Source organism: Nocardia sp. NBC_00881 (genome assembly GCF_045207455.1).
Classification (GTDB): Bacteria; Actinomycetota; Actinomycetes; order Mycobacteriales; family Mycobacteriaceae; genus Nocardia.
In genome coordinates this window covers 2,495,316-2,509,902 of the sequence record NZ_CP108798.1, presented here as the reverse complement: position 1 = coordinate 2,509,902, position 14,587 = coordinate 2,495,316, and the positions used below count along the sequence as shown (strand labels likewise).

13 protein-coding genes and 2 pseudogenes are annotated in these 14,587 nt (G+C 67.6%); 4 read left to right on the top strand and 11 right to left on the bottom strand.

What is annotated here, in order from left to right:
- Nucleotides 1-91 precede the first annotated feature (91 nt).
- Nucleotides 92-1,165: an aldo/keto reductase gene (locus OH799_RS09765; protein ID WP_406281952.1), complete on the top strand. Its 1,074-nt coding sequence runs from the start codon at nt 92-94 to the stop codon at nt 1,163-1,165.
- Nucleotides 1,166-1,232: 67 nt separating this feature from the next.
- Complete coding sequence (locus OH799_RS09760; RefSeq protein WP_406278172.1) at nt 1,233-1,859, top strand: class I SAM-dependent methyltransferase; 627 nt, start codon at nt 1,233-1,235, stop codon at nt 1,857-1,859.
- Between the two features lie 136 nt (nt 1,860-1,995).
- On the opposite strand, the gene OH799_RS09755 is transcribed toward OH799_RS09760, so the two are convergent.
- The 3 genes from OH799_RS09755 to OH799_RS09745 form a co-directional block, all read right to left on the bottom strand.
- Nucleotides 1,996-2,373 (bottom strand): ArsR/SmtB family transcription factor, encoded by a 378-nt coding sequence (locus OH799_RS09755; protein WP_406278169.1) that lies wholly within the window; start codon nt 2,371-2,373, stop codon nt 1,996-1,998.
- Between the two features lie 5 nt (nt 2,374-2,378).
- Nucleotides 2,379-3,620 carry an MFS transporter gene (locus OH799_RS09750; RefSeq protein WP_406281949.1) on the bottom strand — a complete coding sequence of 414 codons (1,242 nt, stop codon included), beginning with the start codon at nt 3,618-3,620 and terminating at the stop codon, nt 2,379-2,381.
- A gap of 777 nt (nt 3,621-4,397) precedes the next feature.
- Complete coding sequence (locus tag OH799_RS09745) at nt 4,398-4,730, bottom strand: hypothetical protein (protein ID WP_406278166.1); 333 nt, start codon at nt 4,728-4,730, stop codon at nt 4,398-4,400.
- 186 nt (nt 4,731-4,916) lie between these two features.
- Between OH799_RS09745 and OH799_RS09740 the strand changes: the two are divergent.
- Nucleotides 4,917-5,455, top strand: a pseudogene (locus tag OH799_RS09740) (acyl-CoA dehydrogenase); the annotation flags it as partial.
- A 67-nt stretch (nt 5,456-5,522) separates the two neighbouring features.
- On the opposite strand, the gene OH799_RS09735 reads toward OH799_RS09740, so the two are convergent.
- Nucleotides 5,523-6,275 (bottom strand): hypothetical protein, encoded by a 753-nt coding sequence (locus tag OH799_RS09735; protein WP_406278163.1) that lies wholly within the window; start codon nt 6,273-6,275, stop codon nt 5,523-5,525.
- A 130-nt stretch (nt 6,276-6,405) separates the two neighbouring features.
- Between OH799_RS09735 and OH799_RS09730 the strand changes: the two genes are divergently transcribed.
- Nucleotides 6,406-6,957, top strand: coding sequence for a TetR family transcriptional regulator (locus tag OH799_RS09730; RefSeq protein WP_406278160.1), 552 nt, complete (start codon nt 6,406-6,408; stop codon nt 6,955-6,957).
- 27 nt (nt 6,958-6,984) lie between these two features.
- Here OH799_RS09730 and OH799_RS09725 read toward each other — a convergent pair.
- The 7 genes and pseudogenes from OH799_RS09725 to OH799_RS09695 form a co-directional block, all read right to left on the bottom strand.
- Nucleotides 6,985-7,215, bottom strand: a pseudogene (locus OH799_RS09725) (alcohol dehydrogenase catalytic domain-containing protein); the annotation flags it as partial.
- Nucleotides 7,216-7,346: 131 nt separating this feature from the next.
- Nucleotides 7,347-8,492: an FAD-dependent oxidoreductase gene (locus tag OH799_RS09720; protein WP_406278157.1), complete on the bottom strand. Its 1,146-nt coding sequence runs from the start codon at nt 8,490-8,492 to the stop codon at nt 7,347-7,349.
- Between the two features lie 79 nt (nt 8,493-8,571).
- On the bottom strand, nt 8,572-9,510 hold the full coding sequence (locus OH799_RS09715; RefSeq protein WP_406278154.1) for an alpha/beta fold hydrolase: 939 nt from the start codon (nt 9,508-9,510) through the stop codon (nt 8,572-8,574).
- Nucleotides 9,511-9,618: 108 nt separating this feature from the next.
- Nucleotides 9,619-10,116: a carboxymuconolactone decarboxylase family protein gene (locus tag OH799_RS09710; RefSeq protein ID WP_406281946.1), complete on the bottom strand. Its 498-nt coding sequence runs from the start codon at nt 10,114-10,116 to the stop codon at nt 9,619-9,621.
- A 185-nt stretch (nt 10,117-10,301) separates the two neighbouring features.
- Entirely contained in the window at nt 10,302-11,120 is an 819-nt protein-coding gene (locus tag OH799_RS09705) for an SDR family oxidoreductase (protein ID WP_406278151.1), read from the bottom strand.
- 135 nt (nt 11,121-11,255) lie between these two features.
- Nucleotides 11,256-12,419: a LuxR C-terminal-related transcriptional regulator gene (locus tag OH799_RS09700; protein WP_406278148.1), complete on the bottom strand. Its 1,164-nt coding sequence runs from the start codon at nt 12,417-12,419 to the stop codon at nt 11,256-11,258.
- Nucleotides 12,389-14,566: an AAA family ATPase gene (locus OH799_RS09695; protein WP_406278145.1), complete on the bottom strand. Its 2,178-nt coding sequence runs from the start codon at nt 14,564-14,566 to the stop codon at nt 12,389-12,391. The genes OH799_RS09700 and OH799_RS09695 overlap by 31 nt, the downstream gene beginning before the upstream one ends.
- Nucleotides 14,567-14,587: the final 21 nt, after the last annotated feature.

Here is a 14,587-nt window from a genome sequence, read left to right as displayed (position 1 = left end):
TTGGCTGTGACGGCAAACGCACCGGTGCACAACCGGCAGCGAAATGTTCGGAGCCGGAAACTCCGAGGAGGAAAGGGATTTGGTGGAACGAATGACACGGTGCGGGGTGCCCGCCCTGGACTGCTATCGCGTGCTCGGTCGCTCCGGCCTGCGTGTGTCACCGCTCGCACTGGGGACGATGACTTTTGGCACCGAATGGGGCTGGGGGTCGGACAAGCTCGAAGCGCGCCGGATCTTCGACACCTACGTCGGCCGCGGCGGCAACTTCATCGACACCGCGAATCAGTACACCAACGGCACCGCGGAGGAGTGGCTCGGTGAGTTCGCCGCCGCCGACCGCGAAAGCCTGGTACTCGCTACCAAATACAGTGCACTGCGACGACTGACCGATCCGAACTCCGGCGGCAACCATCGAAAGAGCATGATCGCCTCGGTGGAGGCGAGCCTGCGCAGACTGCGCACCGACTACCTCGACCTGCTCTACCTTCATCTGTGGGACGGTCTGACGCCCGTCGAGGAGATCCTGCGAGCGATGGACGACCTGGTGCGGGCGGGCAAGGTGCTCTACCTCGGCATTTCCGACACCCCGGCTTGGCAGGTTTCGCGCATGCAGGCCATTGCCGAACTACGCGGCTGGTCTCCGCTGATCGCACTGCAGATCGAGTACAACCTCATCGAACGGACGGGGGAGCGCGACCTCATCCCGATGGCGCGTCCGATGGGGCTCGGCGTTATTCCGTGGTCCCCGTTGGCCGGTGGCGTGCTGACCAACAAATACCATCGCGCCGACCTGACATGCGATTCGGTAGCCGCCGCGGCTGGGGATTCCCGCAAGCACCTGGTGATCGCCAACGAGTCCCTGACCGAACGCGGTCTGGCCATAGCCACAGTAGTGGCAGAGGTCGCCGAAAAGATGGGGCGCACACCTGCTCAGGTGGCGCTGGCCTGGACTATGCGTGACCCGTCGGTGATCGCGCCGATTGTCGGCGCCCGCACCGCCCGGCAGCTCGCGGACAATCTCGGCGCGCTCGAGGTGGAGTTCGACGAGGAGCACCTACAGCGGCTGGAACGGGTGTCCGCGGTCGAACTCGGCTTTCCGCACGACTTCCTCAGTCGTCCAGCAGCGCACCGAACGGTATTCGGCGACCTGCAGGTCCAGGTGTGAACCACACAGCGACAACAGCTCGCAGCTCCGGCACACGACCGGTGGGCGGAAAGAACAGGTGGTGACGATGACAATCGCCGACATGATGACCGATCGACTGCTCCAGCGACCACGCGGAAGAATTGCCCGGATGTGGTGGCGCGATATGAAGGCCCACCATGGAATCTTTCGCGACACCCTGGAAGCGCTGGACCTGACCCCCGACGACCATCTACTCGAAATTGGCTGCGGTGGCGGCACCTTCGTGAAGTGGGCGCTCGCGACCGGCTGCCGAGCCACCGCGGTGGACCATAGTGTCGACATGGTGGAGCTGGCGAAGTCCAACAACGCCGACGCGGTGCGGGCCGGAGGGCTCGACGTCGTTTGCGCCCCCGCCGAGAACCTGCCATTCCCAGAGGGGCAGTTCACCTGCGCGGCACTGATGAACGTCCTGTTCTTCCTCGACGCTCCCGCCGCGCTCACCGAACTGAAGCGCGTGCTCGCACCAGGAGGTCGGGCGGTCGTCCACACCGTGGCGCCCAACCCACCCGCCAAGGTGGTCCCACCGACGATGGCGAAGCGCATGCGGCTGTACGGCGACGAGGAGCTGCTGGCCTGCTTCACGGCCTCTGGTTTCACCGACGGTCATCTCACCCGGATCGACGGTGCGTATCAACTTGTCACCGCCACGGCGAAGGCCGCAGGAAGGGTCTGAGTGGCGAAGGGAATCGTGTTCGTGGTCGCCGTCGGCCCACACCACGGTATCGCCGTCGATCTGCTGAGACAGCGCCTGGCGCGCCGGACGTCCCTGCCGAACCGCCATGCGGTAGTGGCCTTGATCGAAGACCGCGCTATGCGTGTGGGGGTTCTCCGGTGACGATGTGGTCGGCGTGGTTCATGCCTTCGCGTACCAGGCGGGCGAGGTGGCCGTCGCGGATGCGGTAGATCACTCGCCGTCCTTCCCTGCGGGTGTCGACCAATCCGGTGAATCGGAGTTTGGCCAGGTGCTGGCTGACAGCGGTGCGTGACGCGCCGCAGGAGTCGGTCAACGCGGTGACGTCGGCTTCGTTCTGGGCCAGGATCCACAGAATATGCAGCCGGGTGGGGTCGGCGAGCATGCGGAAGGTGTTTGTGGCGGCGTCCAAGTGCTGTTGATCCGGCGCGACGGGGTGCACCAGACTCGCGGCGGGCAGGGACTGCACAGTCTCGGGCTGCGCTTCGTCGGCCATCGCCGTCACCGCCCTCCGACTGCCACCAATTCCGGAGCTGCCGGGACCGAGGTGGGCCATACCCGTGCAGCTGCTATTGCTGCGAGTGTAGCGACCACGCCCAGTGTGAGTGTCGCGGCGAGCTGGCCGATCGAGGCGCCGACCCATCCGGCGATCGGATAGGTGAGCATGAAACAGGCATGCGACAGCGAGAACTGCGCGGCGAACACCGAGGTCCGGTTGTCGGGCTCGGATTGTGCCCGTAACAGCCGCGCGGACGGCGTGTTGATCATCGAGGTACCCGCGCCGAGCGCGACCCACAGCACCCCGAGCATTACCCAGCCCACCCTCGGGGAGGGGGAAGCCAGTACCACGGTGACCGCGGCCAGTCCGAGCGGGATGACTGTGGCGCCGGTCAGCATCAGGCGACGGTCCGCGACGGTGATGAGTAGGCGCGGCACCAGCAGGGCGACGAGCATAGATCCGGCGCCGTAGCAGCCGAGGGCGATCGCCACATCCGTATTCGATCCACCGAGCATGTCCCGCACGTATACGACGGTGTTGACCAGGACAAGGGCGGTGGCCGCAGCGACCGCGAGGTTCATAGCCAGCAGCCCGCGCAGCACCGGCCGCGACAGCATGGTCCGCGCGCCGCGGGTGATCCTGTCCATGAGCGGATCCGACCGATCCGCGGGAACCAGCCGCGGTAGCGTCGTCGAGATCACCAGCAAGGCCGACGCGACGAACCCCGCCACGGTGCCCAGGAACAGCAGGTTGTAGCTCATCATGGTCAGCAGGGCTGCGGCCAGTACCGGACTGAGCAGCGACTCGAGATCGTAGGCCAGTCGCGACAGCGACAAACCGCGCGTGTAGTCCTCCTCTTCGACCAGCACCGAGGGGATCACCGACTGGAAGGCGGGGGTGAAGGTCGCCGACGCGGCCTGCAGCAGGAAGATCAGCACATAGATCTGCCAGACCTGTCCGACGAACGGAAGTAACAGCGCGATCACCGCACGCACCGCATCCGCCGACACCAGCACGATCTTGCGGGGCACCCGATCGGTCACCGCCGAAATCACCGGAGCCACAGCGACGTAGGCGACCATCTTGATGCCCAGCGCGGTCCCGAGTACCGCGCCGGCATCGCTGCCCGCGATGTCGTAGGCCAGCAGGCCCAGCGCCACCGTGAGCAGGCCGGTACCAACCAGCGCCACGACCTGAGCGGTGAACAGCCGACGGTACTGCTGGTGGCGCAGCACGCTCAACAACGCGGGCACCGGACCTCCAGGGTTCGTTCAACAGTGGCGCACCCACACCTTATCTCATTTGAGTGCGCACGTGCGCACTCAAATGAGATAAGGTGTGGGGATCTGTGCCGTTGTTGGTTGAGAGAATCCGGTATCAGTACTGGACCTGATCATGTCGGTGTTCGGCGGCATGTCCAAAGGCGAGCGCAACCGCATCAAGCTCCGCGTCCGGCCGCGATGGCCACCCAAACGCAAGTCGAAGGTCGTTACGTCGGCGGCCGGCCGCCCTCCAGCTACTGGCTTGCCGACGTCGGCCCCAGCGGAGCTATATCGTCAACTGGGCCTGAAACTCACCTGACCTACGACCACACCACACGGACGGTGTTGGCTGAAGCCAACCCAAAACCGCCCATGGGCGTAGTGGTCGTGTCCGGAGGGGGAGTCGACCACTACGCACACGCGCTTCATCGACGACAGGTACTGATTCTGGCGTAAGTGCCCTGACTGTCGTGTCCGACCGGTCGAACGGGTGCGGTATCGATAACCACCCCCCCACACCGAAGGTGGTCCGAGCCGACGACCGGGTCGGTCTGCGGCGCCGGCGCGGCGCTCGGCGAGGGGCCTGGCATGGTGCTGCCGAGTATCCGGCGAACGCCACCTCGGGTCTCGGTGCCCATAATCAACCGGAGGCGGGTCGATAACACCAGCTACGATCCAAAACTTTGAAGCTCAGACTAATCCGACCCTCCCCGAGGATTCCCGGGCCATCAAACGGACTGAGCCGCGTTAGTCTTGCGGTCAACAGTTGAACGGGAAGCACGACTTCGGCGGGGCAGTCGACTGCGCGGGCGCGGCGGTCGATGGCACCACTGCGGTGTCGGCCGGCCTGTCGGCTGATCCCATGTGGGTGAGGGTCAGCACGACCAGCACGAGGATCGCGCCGCCCCCGAGCGCCCCGAGGCCCCACAGGATCGGCATGGGCGATGCACTGCGGTAGCCGTGGAAGTACGGGGACCGGTAGCGCCCCGGCCGCTGGGGTGCGCGTCGGTCGGTGAAGCGGACGGACCCCTTCACGTAACTCCCGCCTACCCGTCCCCTGCGTGAATGCCGCCGCACGGCTTCATACCCCATGACCGTCAGTATGACGCGAGAACCCGACACGATCGGCCGATCAGCTCCGCACCGTTGTTGAGAACGATCGTTTTACCGACACCTTTCGAGGCCCCACCGATGGAAGCCGAGTCTCGGCGGCCGGGGCTTTCGAGCCTGTTTCACCCGTATCGGGGGAGTCACGCCTTGATCAGTTGCCCATAGGTTCTGTTCGAAAACATCATGCATCTGGTCCTGGCGCGCCCCGAGGGCGCCGGTCCCGGCCACGTGTGAGCTGACGCTCGGCGGTCACGGCAAGCCCGCCGTCGGTTACCTCGTCGGTGACAAGCATGCCGACATCGCGCAGATGTTCGACGTCATCGAGTTCGCGCGGATGATGGTGGGCACCAAGGCGATCGCGACGCTGTCGACGGGCTACCTCAACGCCCTCGACTACGCCAAGACTCGGATCCATGGCGCGGACCTGACGCGGATGACCGACAAGACCGCACTGCGGGTCCCGATCATCCGCCACCCGGATGTGCGCCGTTCGCTGATGCTGCAGAAGGCCTACACCGAGGGCCTTCGTGCGATCTACCTCTACACCACCGCTCACCAGAACCCCCCCCGACGTCGCCGAGCAGGTGTCCGGCGCCGACCCACAGCTGGCCGCGCGGGTCAACGACCTGCTGCTGCCGATCGTCGAGGGTGTCGGTTCCGAACGGGCCTACCTGTACCTGACCGATTCCCTGCAAACCTTCGGCGGCCGCCCTTCCCGGGTGCTCCCACGCTCGCGGCGGTCGGTCCGACCTGGCGCAGTTGTTCGGTCGAGAGTCATGCCAGCCGGTAGAGGGCGGGTTGTGCGGAGATGTCGTTGGCGGCGAAGTTGGCCAGGACGAACCGCCGGAACGAGGGCCGGAAGATCATCTTCGGCGCCACGTCGCGCAGGCGGTCCCACCGGCAGTGGTTGATGATGCCGTAGTCGCGCGGTTCCCCGGGGAGCGGCTGCAGGACCCGGGAGTTGTCCAGCCCGGTGTTGACCGCCCACCATCCCGCCGTGTATTCCCACACCGGGACGAGTTCCTTTTCCTCCTGCCCGTAGAAGAAGTTGAACAGGAACACCCCTTGCCGCGTGGCGTCGACATCGCCCATATTGCGCGGGTTGGCGGCAGCGACTTCGAAGGTACGCCGGGCCCCGGCCTCGACGAGGTGTGTGAGTCGACGGTAGTGGGCGTGGGTCCGCAGTGTGTCGATCATTGCGGGGGTAGTGACCTCGACGAGGATCACCACGTCGTAGCGGGCCGGTCGCAGCCCATCCGCGGCGACCGCGCGGCGCAGCAAGCGGTGGTTCTCGCCGAAGACCAGGTGGGCGAATCCCCGGAACACGGTGGCTCGCACGACCTCTGGGAGCCGCTCGAGCTCCGCGGTGACCGTTTTGGCCTCGCGGATCAGGCGAGTCTTGGCTCGGCTGCCGGGCAGGAACATCGGCCGGCGGTCGACCTCGGCTGCGAGCAGGAGATATCCGGTGCCGCTCGGTGCGACCAGTGCGGCCTGACTCGGGTTGAGGTGTTCGTTCACGATGCGCATGTTCGCACTCCATTCTCGCCATTTTCTGTCAACGCTCGTTGGCCAACGAGTGTTGATAAACATCATGCGCCCGGGACTCCGGGCAAGTCAACAACTGTTTGCAAACAGTTGTTGGTATATACTGCGGGACATGAGAAGGTCGTCGGCACAGACCAAGGCCGTGATACTGGTCGCCGCCCGGGAGCGGTTCGCCGCCGACGGGTACGACCGCACGACGATCCGCGCGATCGCCGGCGATGCCGGCATCGATCCGTCCATGGTCATGCGCTACTACGGCAGCAAACAGCAATTGTTCGCCAGTGCAGCGGATTTGGACCTGGAACTGCCCGACCTGACGGTCCTGCCGCCCGACCGGGTGGGCCAGGCCCTGGCCGCCCATATCGCCGATCGGTGGGAGGGCGACGAGGCGCTGCGGATCCTGCTGCGGACCGCGGTCACCGATACCGACAGCGCCGAGCGGATGCGCGGGATCTTCGCCGCTCAGCTGGTCCCGATGATCGCCGAGCTCACCGGCGATCCCGCCGGGGCTCCGGCCCGGGCCGGGCTCGCGGCCTCCCAGGCACTCGGCTTGGCGCTGTGCCGGTTTGTGCTGTTCATTCCGCCGGTGGTCGATCTCTCCCGCGAAGCCATCATCGATTGGCTCGGCCCCACACTGCAGCGCTACCTGGTCGGTACGCGATAACCCGGCGCCGTCGGGTATCTCGTGCAGGCCAGCGGTATCGGCCACGGCCAGTACGGCGTAACCAGCTCCGCCGCCGGCTCCGAGAGGGACCACCACACGCCGGCCCAGCCACCGCCCATCGACCTCGACGCCCAGCCCGGTGACGACACCGGCCACCTCCCGCCCCAGCGTCATCGGCAGCCGCGGCGGCGGAACCGGACCCCGGCGGCTCCGGCGCGGAGCACCGAATCGATCAGGTGCGCCCCCGGCCGCGTGCACCTCGACCGGTATCTGCCATGCACGCGGTACCGGGTCGGGCACCGACGCGCACACCAGCCGTTCCGGCGCACCGAACTCGTACTGCCGTATCGCGTACACCTCGACTCCTCGAGTTCCTGGTGGCCAGGTTCTCAGCGGCGGTCGAGTCCGGACAGGCGCCACGCCAACCGGTTCCGCACGGGCGCGGCCTTACCTGCCAGCGCCATAGCGGTATTGCGCATCGGTCGCACGCGCGCCGACGCGGTGGCCATGTCGGTGAGCCGGCTCGCTGTGGACACCACGGTTGCGGCGGTGCCGCGCCGGGCATCGGCGTATTCGTCGAGCAGGCTTTCCGGTTCACCGGTCAGGACCCGGGACAGCGTCGTCGCGGCCATGACGGCGTCCTCGATACCGAGGTTCATTCCCTGGCCGCCTGCCGGTGAGTGCACGTGCCCGGCATCGCCGGCGAGCAGGACCCGGCCGTGGCGGAAGGTGTCGGCGATCCGGTGGTGGACGCGGAAACGCGACCCCCACACCACTTCCTCGACCACGACCGGGTGGGCCTGCGGGCCGCGTTCGTCGAGCAATCCCTGCACGAACGCGATATCCGGGTCGTGTGGTGCCTCGTCCACAGTCGCCACGATCCGAAATCTGTCGTCGGGCAGCGGCGCGACCACCACCAGCCCGGCCGGTGAGAAGAACAGGATGACCTCGTCGGTGGGTACTCCGCCGGTGAGGCGGACGTCGGCGAGGGTGAACGATTCGGCGTAGGTGCCGCCGGTGAATCCGATTCCCGACCGTTCCCGCGCCACGCTGTGCATACCGTCCGCCGCCAGCAGGTAGCGAGCACGAAGCGGCCCGCCTTCCGAAAGGGTCGCGGTGACCGAATCCGGTTCCTGCGTTATCCCGGTGACCGTGGCCGGGCGGGTGACCTTCCCGCCCAGTTCGGTGAGCCGATCGAGCAGGAACTTCTCGGTGTCGGCCTGGGAGATCATCAGCGTGTACGGGTAGGCGGTGGGAAGCTCGCTGAACGGAATCGCCATTAGCAGGCGATCCCGGTCGCGGATCGTGAAGGTCGGGGTGTGCACGCCGCGCTCCACCAGGGCCGGGACCACGCCGTAGGGCTCCAGTATTTCCAGGGTGTGCGGGTGCACCACCGCCGCGCGGGAGGTGTTGGCGCCCTCGGCCTGCCGGTCGACGATCACGACGTCGTGTCCCAGTTGCTCCAGCACAACCGCCGCAGTCAGGCCGACCGGGCCCGCTCCGACGATCAGCACGTCCGCTATCGGGTTGTTCACGATGGCTCCTCGAGGTCAGTATTTTTCGGGATCGGAGAAAGGGGCAAATTCACGGTTGTCAACAGATGACCGAGAAGACTCAGCGGAGGAATCCGGTGATCAGCGGGTTGGTTTGCGCGGGGCAATCCTCATGGACGGTGTGCCCGCAGTTCGGGAGGACGGTGGCCGTGGCATCCGGGATGCGCGCTGCCAGGCGGCCGGCCTGGGATGCGGGCAGCCAGCTGTCGGCGCCGCCCCACAGCACGAGCGTGGGCGCGGCGACCCGGGCGAGCCCGGCGTCGGTGAGCCGGAAGTCCAGGTTGCGCCACAACGACAGGAAGCCCGCGCGATTGGCCGGCCAGGAGAACGGTGCGTAGAGCTCGTCGATCACCTCTTCGGTGACCAGATGCTTGTTGTGGAAGGTGCCGCGGATATTGTCGGCATAGAAGGACCGGGTGGTGAGATCGGTCGCGAGCTCACCTACCAGAGGGGTGGTGAACAGCGGTGTGACCGGGGCCTTTTCGGCGTCCAGACCGGGCGAGTCGAGCAGGACGAGGCGTTCGACGCGGTCGGGGTGCTGCTCGGCAAAGTACAGAGTCCAGGCACCACCCCACGAATGACCGACGAGCGCCGTCCGGTGCAGGCCCATGGCATCGAGGAAGGTCGCCAGCGCCTGCGACATCGCTGGCAGGTCGTAGGCGAAGTCGCCGCGGTGCAGTTCGGTGAATCCCTGGCTGGGCAGGTCGACAGCATAGACGGTGTGCTCGGCGGCCAGTGCCGGGATCACGTCTCGCCAGGAGTACCCCCACAGCCCACCACCCGCGACGAGCACGACGGGCGATCCGGTCCCGGTCCGGGTGTAGTGGAAACGAGCGAGCTCGGTGTCGACATACCGTGACTCCACCCGCGAAAGGTACTGCGACTGATAGCCCGGGGTCAGCGGCTGCCCGTACGCGACGGGAACGACGAAGGCGGCAAGTGCGCCGACCAGCACGGCGGCGATCGCGGCGAGCCGGGTGAACACCGGTTTCGATGTCATGACACAACTTTCTGATCAGACGGACCCTGTGCCTCTTTGACGAGCGACCGTTGCCCCGCGTGACGGACCGTGTCGCAGGTCACATCCCCGCCAGGTAGTTTCGGTCGATCACGGTTCCGTGTCCGGTTCCGGCCCGGGGAGTAGAGCCGCGGCGGCGGCCCATGCTCGGGCGAGCCCGAACTCGGCCACGCCGCGGATCAGATCGCGGAAGGTCTCCTCCGTGGCGCCGTCCGCCCGCGCCAACTCCGCGTGCAGGTGCAGAGATGCTCCCAGGGTCTGATAGAAGATATCCACGACCAGGCAGGTGAGTGCCCGCTCCCGGACACTGAGATACGGGCGGGCCCAGCGCTGGGCGAACTGGTCCTCGGTGAACGCCGCCAGTCCCGGGTCCACGTCCTGCAGACCGCGCACCGCGCGGGCGAGTGCGCCGCTGGGCGGCACTGGCGCGACCGGGCTGGTGTCCTGCGCGGCGGGTAGGCCGAGTTCGGCCAGGCGCTGGAAGGTGGAGACCAGGACGGGGTAGCCCACATAGGGGGCCAGGTGACGGTAGAGCTCCCGGATGGCCTCGGGTTCGACCCCGTTGGCCGTGGCCATCTCCACGTGCATGGCCAGGGAACGCCCAGATGCGGGTGGCACAGGTCGGCGGTCAGGCAGAGAAAAGTCTTCTCGCGCGGGGTCAGATGCGGCAGACCCCAGAGATTGTGGCCCACACCGACGGCGAGCTGGGCGAATACCGGGTCGAGCGAGGTCAGAGCGTCCGCTCCGGCGAGCTGGGTCATGGCGTGATCCGTTCAGGACAGGTCGAGCGCACGCAGGCGCACGGCATCGAGGGTGTACTGGGGAAGGACACGGCCGAGGGTGCTCATCAACCGGGATTTCTTACCGACCGGATAGCGTGGCCGCGGCTTGCGGGCGGTCACGGCGTGCAGGATGGCGCGGGCGACAACGTCGGGGCTGGAGCCGGTGCGCTCTTCCTTCAGCGAGGCGGTGGTCATGGCTCGGTAGGCGTCGCAGTACAGTCGCCTGCCCTCGGCGCCGATCGCGTCCAGCCGCGGCTCGACCTCGTCCTCCAGCTTGTCTACCGCGGCGGTGTGGGTGGATCCGGGTTCGATGAGCACCACGGCCACTCCGTGTGGCTTGACTTCCATGCGCAGGGCGTCATTGAGCGAGCGGATGGCGTGTTTGGAAGAGCACAACGGTCCGCCGAACGGCAGGGTGATCCAGCTACCCACCGAGCCGACGGTGACCACGCGCCCGCGCGAGGCGCGCAACATCGGCAGCATAGCCTGCGTGACTGCTACCTGCCCGAACACGTTGACTTCGTACTGCCAGCGCAACGCCTCGAGGGAAACGAACTCCACTGGCCCCGTGACGCCGACGCCCGCATTGTTGACCAAGGCATCGAGCTGGTCGAGGCGCTCGGCGGCCTCGGCGATCCGGCCGGCATCGGTCACATCCAGCACGATCGGCGTGACCGAGGGACCGAGCGCTTCACCGTCGGCCTCCTTGCGCACCCCCGCAAAGACGGTGCAGCCCTCCCGGGCCAGCAGCAACGCGGCGGCCCGCCCGATTCCGGTCGACGCTCCTGTCACCAAAACGGTCTTCGACATCGACTGCTCCCTTCGGCGGCTGGTCACAACCGGAACAGTAAGGAGATCGCCGGCCCGGCCGCTTCCGTCGAATGACTGATCGGCGTAGGCGCCGCATCAGTCAACCGCTCCGTCAACCGCCGGGGCGGAGGGTCGTCAATCCAGGAGTTTGCTCAACTCGGCACGTGAAGAAATCCCCAGCTTGGGAAAGGCTTTGTACAGGTGGGAGGCGACGGTACGCGGACTCAAGAACAGCTGAGCGCCGATTTCGCGGTTGGATGCTCCCTCGCCGGCCAGCCGCACCACCTGCAGTTCCTGCGGTGTGAGGGCGGCCAGTGGGTCGCCGGGGCCGGGCGGGCGGACGGCCACACCGGTGGCGCGTAGCTCGCCGGCCGCACGGTCGGACCAGGGAATCGCGCCGAGCCGGTCGAACGTCTCCATGGCGGCCTGCAGGTGGATACGCGCTTCGACGCGACGGCGGTGGCGGCGCAGCCATTCCCCGTAGACGAGGTGGGTGCGTGCCTCTTCGAACGGCTGTCGCCCCTCGGCATGCAGGGCTAGTGCTCGCTCGTACAAACACTCGGCCGCATCGCCGGAGGAGACCAGCCCACGGAGCCGATGGAGCACGGCCAGCGGCACGGCCCGGCTGGTGGCCTCGGCCCACTCCGCGTAGCGTCCGAGCCGGTCCTGGGCGTATTGCGGATTTCCCGCCCGGACAGCGGCCTCGATGTAGTCCGGCCAGAAGTACCGCCACAGGAAGGCGTGCCAGGTGGGTCCGGTCAGCGCCCGCTCCATCCGGTCCAGCACCGCGTCGTAGCGACCGAGCCCGAAGTCGAGCATCACCCGTGCGCTTTCGGCCCAGCAGGCCCCCGGCATCCACCAGTCGGAGTCGGCATCGAGGATCGCCTGCCCGGCCATCGTCTCGCATTCCGCTTCCGCGCCACTCACCGCGGACAGCCAGGTGTGCACACCCGCCAGGTAACCCCGCCACATCGGCTGGCCGACATCGGAGGCCAAGGCAAGGCCGGCGGTCACCGTGGCCCGCGCGGACCGGTGCCGGCCATCGAGGAGTTGAGCAATGGCCAGCAGCAGCATGGCCTGCGGCATACGCCCCAGCCGCCCCTCTGCCCGGCAGTCCTCGACGAGTCCGGTCGCACCGTCGAGCATGCCACCGATATCGGCTCGGGCGAGGCCCTGAAAATTGATGAGGAATCGCAGATCGGGCGGCAAGTGTACGGCGCTGCCCGGCATCGGGTAGGCGAGCGTGGTCACCTCGTCGCCCTCCAGGATCAGGCGGAACGCGCGGACGATTGACCGCACCAGCGCCGGCAGCCCCTCGCCTTCCGGGCACAGTTCCTCGATCCGGCGTGCCAGCATCGGCCCGGGTGGGTGGCACTAGCCCAGGTGTAGTAGCCCGCCATACCGAGCAGGGACAACCTGGTGGGCAGATTGTCGACCGCCTCGACTCCCTCGACCAAGAGCCGCACACCCTGTAGCGGCCGCCCCGCCTCGACCGCCAACTTCGCGCGCACATGGGCGAGCTCGGCCAGCACAGACCCGGCCAGCGGTGTCGCCTCGGCCCGCTCCCGGGCGCTGTTCACCAATTCGCCCGCACGCTGCCACAACCCTGCCTCGATTGCGGCGTCGGCCGCCGCGGTCCACCGGTGTACGGCCCGTCCGGGATCGGTGGACAACTCCGCCGCGCGAGAAAGCGCCGCCGACACCGCGGCCTGCCCGCCGCGCTGTCGTGCCCGCAACGCCAGGCTCTCCAGCTGTCCGGCCACTTCCTCATCGGGGTGCAGGGTGAGCGCCGCCAGGTGCCAGGCGCGCCGGTCTGCGCCGGATGCCTCGGCCAGCGCCCGGTGCGCGGCCATCCGCGCGGACACATCGCAGGCTGTTACCACCGCCGCGCGCACCAGCGGGTGGTGGAACTCGACACTCTCCGGCCACACCCGGATCAGCCCCGCGCGCTCGGCTTCAGCGAAGTCGGCCAGCGTGGCGCCAAGCCGGCCGACCGCGTATTCGAGCACACGTAGCTCGTCGTGGTTGGCGAGGGCAGCGACCAGTAAGCAGGAGCGAGTGGCAGGGGCAAGGACCGCGATCCGGTTACGGAAGCCGCTCAGTACCCTGTCGGTCACCGGCGCCGTTGTAGCGAACAACATCGGAGCCAGGGCGCCGCGGCGCTGCCCGGGCGGGAGCATTCGGGGCATCTCGATCAACGCAAGCGGATTGCCCGCGGCCTCGGCGAGTAACCGGTCGCGTACCGCCGACGGCAGATCCGCCGCGTGCTCGGCGAGCAGCATCCGGGCCGCACTGTCATCCAGCCTGCCCAATCGCAGCTCGGGTAGCCCCCGTGGGTTGAACCGATCTTCCCGTGCGGCGAACAGCACCACGACGGACTCGCCATGGAGGCGGCGGGCAGCGAACAGCAGCGCGTCCGCCGACTCGCCGTCCAGCCACTGCGCGTCGTCGACCAAGCAGACCACCGGACCTATCGCCGAAAGCTCCACCAGCAGGCCGAGCGTCGCGAGCCCGACGAGGAAGCGGTCTCCCCGGGTGGCGCCCGCGAGGCCGAGCGCACCGCGCAACGCCTCGGCCTGTTGCCGCGGCAGCGTCTCGACCTGATCGAGCACCGGCCCGAGTAGCAGATGCAAAGCCGCGAACGGCAGATCGGCCTCGGACTCCACCCCAGTCACCCGCAGCACCCGCGCCTGGGCTCGCGCGGCGGAAGCTTCCAGGAGCGCTGACTTCCCGATACCGGCTTCGCCCCGCACAACCAGAGCGCCACACCGGCCTTCCAGCAACTCCGCGAGGACGGTCAGCTCCGCCCGACGCCCGTATAACTTGGCACTCCAAAAAGAAAACAGCTGTCGGAAATACGGCGCACCAGACGGTACCGGGTGCGGGCCCCGCACGGTCGCCACCTCCCAGACTTGACCGTCGCTACCCACACTTCGAGTGAGTGGTTGTCCGACCGGACGGGGGCAGTGAGGGTTTCGATGATCCGGCTTGCCGCGAGGTCGATGACCAGCACGGCATCGTTGGGCGCCGACGCGCCCCGGAGGTGACAGGCGGCTGTCGCACGACCGGCGCCGACGACGCAGCGCCGCAGCTTTCGCTCGCTCGTGTCCACCGGGATTGGCTGGGTGCCGGGCTGGACCAGACCGGTTCCCGCATCGACAGTGTCGAGGTACTCGGTAGTGCTCAGATCGGGCAGGCGGACGCTGCGACTGAAGAGAACCGCGTCGGAATCTCCGCCGAGCGCCGAAACTTCCTCGACTTCGGAGCCGGGAGGGCCGGGAATTTCTTGCAGCGTCCAGACCGGCGTATCCGGCCGCTTCTCGAGGGACGGCAGAATCGGCGTCACAGGTCGGGCGGGGCAGCTGCGCGGCGACCTCCGCGCCCGCGTCGTGCTGGAATGCCCGGACACCGAGCACACCGACGACAACCAGCGCCACCGCGGCCATCAGGGCTCCGATGAGGAGCGG

Coding starts and splice junctions, on each gene's coding strand:
- OH799_RS09715 (WP_406278154.1), bottom strand. CDS start 9,510: ATGACATCGAAACCGGTGTTCACCCGGCTCGCCGCGATCGCCGCCGTG.
- OH799_RS09755 (WP_406278169.1), bottom strand. CDS start 2,373: ATGGCCGACGAAGCGCAGCCCGAGACTGTGCAGTCCCTGCCCGCCGCG.
- OH799_RS09745 (WP_406278166.1), bottom strand. CDS start 4,730: ATGGGGTATGAAGCCGTGCGGCGGCATTCACGCAGGGGACGGGTAGGC.
- OH799_RS09730 (WP_406278160.1), top strand. CDS start 6,406: ATGAGAAGGTCGTCGGCACAGACCAAGGCCGTGATACTGGTCGCCGCC.
- OH799_RS09710 (WP_406281946.1), bottom strand. CDS start 10,116: ATGCACGTGGAGATGGCCACGGCCAACGGGGTCGAACCCGAGGCCATC.
- OH799_RS09735 (WP_406278163.1), bottom strand. CDS start 6,275: ATGCGCATCGTGAACGAACACCTCAACCCGAGTCAGGCCGCACTGGTC.
- OH799_RS09705 (WP_406278151.1), bottom strand. CDS start 11,120: ATGTCGAAGACCGTTTTGGTGACAGGAGCGTCGACCGGAATCGGGCGG.
- OH799_RS09760 (WP_406278172.1), top strand. CDS start 1,233: ATGACAATCGCCGACATGATGACCGATCGACTGCTCCAGCGACCACGC.
- OH799_RS09765 (WP_406281952.1), top strand. CDS start 92: ATGACACGGTGCGGGGTGCCCGCCCTGGACTGCTATCGCGTGCTCGGT.
- OH799_RS09695 (WP_406278145.1), bottom strand. CDS start 14,566: ATGGCCGCGGTGGCGCTGGTTGTCGTCGGTGTGCTCGGTGTCCGGGCA.